This window comes from Pseudonocardia sp. McavD-2-B (assembly GCF_024124365.1).
Classification (GTDB): Bacteria; Actinomycetota; Actinomycetes; order Mycobacteriales; family Pseudonocardiaceae; genus Pseudonocardia; species Pseudonocardia alni.
On record NZ_JAMXSG010000486.1, the window covers coordinates 1 to 1,998 of the forward strand.

Consider the following 1,998-nt stretch of genomic DNA (forward strand, 5'->3'; position numbering starts at 1 on the left):
GACGCCGTCCCGCCGGTGCCGCCCGCCCCGCCCGGGGGCGACGCATTGGCGCCGCAGGGCAACCCGGCCGCGTCGCAGCAGCCGCCGGCCGTCCCGCCGGTGCCGCCGGAGCGCAAGGACGACGGCGGCGTCCCGCCGGTGCCCCCGGCGAACTGACCCCGATCACGACGAACGGGCCCCGGCTTCCGCCGGGGCCCGTTCCCGTCGCGTGACCGGTCGTGCGACCGAGCCGGCGGGGCCGGTCAGTCGTCGAGGCCGGACAGCTCCGAGATGACGTGCGGGACGAGCGGGGTCAGCGTCGCCATGCCGTCGCGGACGGCGGCGCGGGACGCCGCCAGGTTGACCACCAGCGTGCTGCCCGAGACGCCGACGACCCCACGGGACACCCCGGCGTCGACCGCACCGGCGGCGAGGCCGGAGGCGCGGATGGCCTCGGCGATCCCCGGCACCGGCCGGTCGAGGACACCGGTGGTGGCGTCCGGGGTGACGTCACGGGGCGACACGCCCGTGCCGCCGACGGTCACCACCAGGTCGACGCCGCCGATCACGGCGGTGTTCAGCGCGCTGCGGATGGCCACCACGTCGCCGGGGGCCGAGACCACGCCGTCGACGAGGAAGTGGGCCTCCTCCAGCAGCTCGGTGACCAGCGGCCCGGTGCCGTCGGACCGCTCACCCGCACTGACCCGGTCGTCGACGATCACCACGAGGGCACGGCCGATCTGCGGACCCGACATCTCCATGGCGGTCACCCTAGCGTCGGCCGGGACGCGGCACGGGGGAGGCCGTGCCGGTGCGGGGAGGGGGGACCGGCACCGACACGACGCTCCGGGCGTATTCGGTGGGGCACCACCGAATACGGGGACACCCCATCACGCCGGTTCTTCACCCGTCAACGACGTGCGGTGCGTGCCACCCACCCGGCCCCGTCCGGTCGGACGGCCTGCACCCGGGCAGGCCCTCACTGCTCGCCCAGTGTCACCTCGACGGTGCGGGTCGCCCCGCCGGCGTCGACGACCTCCAGCTGGACGACGCTGCCCGGCGGCTGCGACCGCACCGCGGCCTGCAGATCGGTGCCGGTGGTGATCCGCTGGTCGCCGAGCCGGGCGACGATCTCCTGCAGGCGCAGTCCGGCCTTCGCGGCCGCGCCGTCCGGGGTGACCTCCTGGATCACCGCGCCGCGCAGCTGCGGGTCGTTGCCGACGGTCACGCCGAGCACGGCGTGCGTGGCCTTGCCGCCGCCGCGCAGCTGGTCGGCGATCCGGCGGGCCTGGTTGATCGGGATGGAGAAGCCGACGCCGATCGAGCCGCCGCCCGGCCCGGCCGTCGCGATGGCGGAGTTGATGCCGACGACCCGGCCGTCGGAGTCCACCAGCGGGCCCCCGGAGTTGCCGGGGTTGATCGCGGCGTCGGTCTGGATCGCGTTCAGCACGGTGTCGCTCGCCCCGGGCGCGCCCGACTCGGCGGGGATGCCGACGGCCCGGTCGACGGCCGAGACGATCCCGGTGGTGACCGACCCGCCGAGCCCGAGCGGCGACCCGAACGCGGTGACCTGCTGACCGACCCGGACGCGGTCGGAGTCGCCGAGCTCGACCGCGCTCAGGCCCGGCAGGTCCGTGCGCACGAGCGCGATGTCGGACTGCGGGTCCTGCCCGACGATCGTCCCGATGGCGGTCCGGCCGTCCTGCAGGACCACGCGCAGCGTGCCGCCCTGGGCCGCCGGGGCGACGACGTGGTTGTTGGTGAGGATCAGACCGTCGTTGCCGACGATCATGCCGGAGCCCTCGCCGCGGTCACCGACGTTGCCCGCGCCGCCGTCGACGCGGATCTGCACGACGGCGGGCAGTACCTTCTCGGCGACGGCCTCGACCGAGCCGGACGGCGCCGCGCCTCCCGACCCGCCTGCGAGGCGCGCGCCGATCAGGCCGCCGAGGGCACCCGCGACCAGCGCGACGAGCAGCCCGGCCGCGAGCAGGACGACACCCCGGCGGCCGCGGCCGG

Annotated in this window: 2 protein-coding genes; both read right to left on the bottom strand. The window is 76.4% G+C overall.

Going from position 1 to position 1,998, the window contains the following annotated elements; all coding sequences use genetic code 11:
- Positions 1 to 242: 242 nt before the first annotated feature.
- The gene (locus NH602_RS30510) at positions 243 to 734 is read right to left on the bottom strand and encodes a molybdenum cofactor biosynthesis protein B (RefSeq protein ID WP_373324192.1); all 492 of its coding nucleotides are present in this window, start codon (positions 732 to 734) and stop codon (positions 243 to 245) included.
- Positions 735 to 958: 224 nt separating this feature from the next.
- Positions 959 to 1,998 (bottom strand): S1C family serine protease (locus NH602_RS30515; RefSeq protein ID WP_253069644.1); only part of this gene is annotated, 1,040 nt, incomplete at its 5' end.

Coding starts and splice junctions, on each gene's coding strand:
- NH602_RS30510 (WP_373324192.1), bottom strand. CDS start 734: ATGTCGGGTCCGCAGATCGGCCGTGCCCTCGTGGTGATCGTCGACGAC.